This is a genomic window from Mesorhizobium sp. M7A.F.Ca.US.006.04.2.1, from assembly GCF_004022915.1.
GTDB lineage: Bacteria > Pseudomonadota > Alphaproteobacteria > Rhizobiales > Rhizobiaceae > Mesorhizobium > Mesorhizobium ciceri.
This window is the reverse complement of sequence record NZ_RZQA01000771.1, coordinates 1-3109: the sequence shown is the minus strand read 5'-3', so window position 1 is coordinate 3109 and position 3109 is coordinate 1. Positions and strand designations below refer to the sequence as shown.

At 62.9% G+C, this 3109-nt stretch carries 4 protein-coding genes; 1 reads left to right on the top strand and 3 read right to left on the bottom strand.

The window, feature by feature from the left end; genetic code table 11:
- From EN925_RS29770 to EN925_RS29760, 3 genes are all read right to left on the bottom strand, one after another.
- Positions 1–881: TRAP transporter large permease subunit (locus EN925_RS29770; RefSeq protein ID WP_128337131.1), on the bottom strand; the 881-nt coding region annotated here is incomplete at its 3' end.
- On the bottom strand, positions 881–1465 hold the full coding sequence (locus EN925_RS29765) for a TRAP transporter small permease subunit (RefSeq protein ID WP_013528212.1): 585 nt from the start codon (positions 1463–1465) through the stop codon (positions 881–883). The genes EN925_RS29770 and EN925_RS29765, both read right to left, overlap by 1 nt.
- 188 nt (positions 1466–1653) lie before the next feature.
- Positions 1654–2559: a branched-chain amino acid ABC transporter permease gene (locus tag EN925_RS29760; RefSeq protein ID WP_064992905.1), complete on the bottom strand. Its 906-nt coding sequence runs from the start codon at positions 2557–2559 to the stop codon at positions 1654–1656.
- Between the two features lie 147 nt (positions 2560–2706).
- On the opposite strand from EN925_RS29760, the gene EN925_RS29755 reads away from it, so the two are divergent.
- On the top strand, positions 2707–3109 hold a 403-nt coding region (locus tag EN925_RS29755), incomplete at its 3' end, for an ABATE domain-containing protein (RefSeq protein ID WP_128337130.1).

Sequence of the window (3109 nt, the reverse complement as noted above, 5' to 3'; positions counted from 1 at the left end):
AGCCTGGACATCATGTTGAAGTTCAGGCGCTTGTCGGCAATGGCGACGATGTAGATGAACAGCACCCCGGCAGTCGCGCCAAGAATGTCGGCATTGTCGCCATGCGCCGGCGCCAGATAACGATATGCCGCGTAGGAAACCGCCGATGTGACCAGCAAAGCCACCAGCAGCGACATCACGCCATGGCCAAGTGTACGGGCCTCGAGCGGCAGCGCCGGCATCGAGTTCGGCCGGATGATCGACATGATCAGGATATAGGACATATAGAGGCCGGTGAGCACGAGGCCCGGGATCAACGCGCCCGCGTACATATCGCCGACCGAGCGGCCGAGCTGGTCGGCAAGCACGATCAGCACCAGCGACGGCGGGATGATCTGGGCAAGCGTGCCGGAGGCGGCAATGACACCGGATGCGAGCCGGCGGTCATAGCCATAGCGCAGCATGATCGGCAGCGAGATCAGGCCCATGGCGATGACGGAAGCCGCCACCACGCCGGTGGTCGCCGCCAAAAGCGCGCCGACGAAGATCACCGCATAGGCGAGGCCGCCGCGGATTGGCCCGAACAGTTGGCCGATCGTGTCGAGCAGGTCTTCGGCCATGCCCGATCGCTCGAGCACGATGCCCATGAAGGTGAAGAACGGGATGGCCAGCAGCGTGTCGTTCGACATCACCCGGCTGCCGTAGAAATTATCCGGCAATGCGTGCAGGAGCGGCCAGGCGAGGTTGATCGATCCTCCGGAATAGGGAGACAGCAGCACACCGATGAAGAAGAACATCAAGCCGTTGGCGGCCAAGGAAAAAGCGACGGGGTAGCCGATCAGCAGGAAGATGATCAGCGAAGCGAACATGATCGGCGCCATGTTCTGCGCGATGAACTCCATCACGAACGCACCTCGTCGGCCAGCGCCTTGGCTTCGAGTTCGGCCTGCTCATGCACCGATATGAAGGGATTGGGGTCGTCCATGTCTCCGCGCATGATGGCGATCTTCTTGATGATCTCGGAGATGCCCTGCAGCGCCAGCAGGAAAAACCCGACGAGCAGGATGGCCTTGGCGGGCCAGATGATCAGGCCGCCGGAATTGTTGGACATCTCGCCGCTGCGAAACGACAGCGACACATAAGGAACGAAATAGATCACCATCAGCGTCACGAACGGCATCAGAAAAAAGACATGCCCGAAAAGGTCGATCCAGTGCTGCACGCGGCGTGGAAACAGGCCGTAGACGACGTCGATGCGGATATGTTCGTTCTGCTTCAGCGTATAGGCGGCGGCCAGCATGAAGGCGGCGCCGAACAGATACCATTGCAGCTCGAGCCAAGCGTTCGACGATATGTCGAACACCTTGCGGATAATGGCGTTGGCGGCGCTCACCAGGATCGCCAGCAGGATCAGCCACGATATCCATTTGCCGATGAACTCGTTGGCGCGATCAATAGTCCTGGATAGAGCGAGAAGCCCTGCCATGCATTCCTCCCTTGTACCGGAGGCGTGCCGGCTTCCCCCTTTTTGTCCGTCACGCCACGTGGTCCAACGGTATGCCGCGCGTGGACTGACGGGTCAACAAGGATAGAGGCAGCGAATATCATCGCATGGCAGACAGTGCCCAATACCGGCGATCTGCCCTCGCGTCATGCAACCAAAGTCTGACGTTTTCAGGCGATTTTGCCGGTGTCGCGGCCGGCGCCGATCAGGATCAGCGTCGTGACCAGGAACAGGTACATCCACGCGTCGCGCCACTCGACCGGGAAATAGCCGGCCCACAGCGATTCGGCCATGCCGAAGACGGCCGCGCCGAGCGCCGCGCGCGGTGGCGAGAGATAGCCGCCGACCGCCGTCACGAACAGGATCTTCAGTCCGTAGACGAGGCCCGACCCGAAGCTGACATTGCCGTAATAGAGCCCGGCCATGACGCCGGCCAGCGCGGCGCAGAAGCCGCCGAACAGCACCGCGTGCCGGAACACCGCGCGTACGTCGACGCCGCACATCGCGGCAGCCTTGGGGTCGTCGGAGACGGCGCGCCAGCACCGTCCGAAGCTCGACCGGGCAAAAGCCCAGCTTGCCAGCGCGATTGCCGCCACCACCACGGCGCAGTCGATAAGCTGGATGAGCGTCAGCGTTGCCTTGAAGGTCGCGCCCTGCGCGAAAACGATGGGCTCCGCCAGCATCGGCGGCAGCCACAGATCATGCGTGTCGGCGGCGATGCGGCTCGCTTCGGACAGCAGCAGCAGGATGCCGAGAGTCGTCACCACGATTGCATTGGGCGTGCGGTCGGCCAACGGTTCGAAGACACTGCGCGACAGCACGTGGCTGATCAGCGCGGCATAGAGGAACGCAGCGACGACGCCGAGCGCCACCGCCGCCAGCAGCGTCAGCCACAGCACCTGATAGCCGAAGGCCGCGGTCAGGATCATGGTCTGGCCGCAAAAGGCGAACAACGCGCCATAGGCGAGATTGGTGCGGTGCAGGATGCCGTTGGTCAGCACATAGCCAAAGGCGAGCAACGCATACAGCGCGCCCGAATGCAGCCCGTTCAGCACCTGCTGGAAGAAATAGAGCATGCAAAACCTCGAAGCATGCCGCCCAAAAGTGCGAAGCGGTCCTGGCCAACAGCATGCTCAAAAGGCTGCGGAGACCACCGCATCCGGAGTGAGGTTGCATCGCTGAATCTAACTTGTCAAATACGATTTATCGGTTAGATTTTGGCCATGACGGTATCATGGACCCCGCACCGCTTCACCGGCGGCCTGCTTGCGCTCGACACGGCGAACACCGTCGTGCTGCGCGGCGATCCGGGGCGGACGTTCGACCGCTTCGAAGATCCGGCCGAGATTGCCCGCTTCGCCGACGCGGCGAGCCGCTTTCGCGCCGCCGAGCTTGGCGAAAGGCCGCTGGCGGTATCCTCAGCGGTGGCGATCGCACCCGTCGTGCTGTCGATCCGCGAGGCGACGGACCGGCTGTTTCGTGGAGCGGTGTCGAAGGGCGCGGTCGCCACCGCTGATCTGCCCGGATTCCTGAGCGCCTGCGCCGAGGGTCTGGCCGGCAGCCGGACCGAGATCGGTGTGCCGGGAAGGCCGTTCGGTGATCCCCTGACGCCGATCGCCTTCGAGG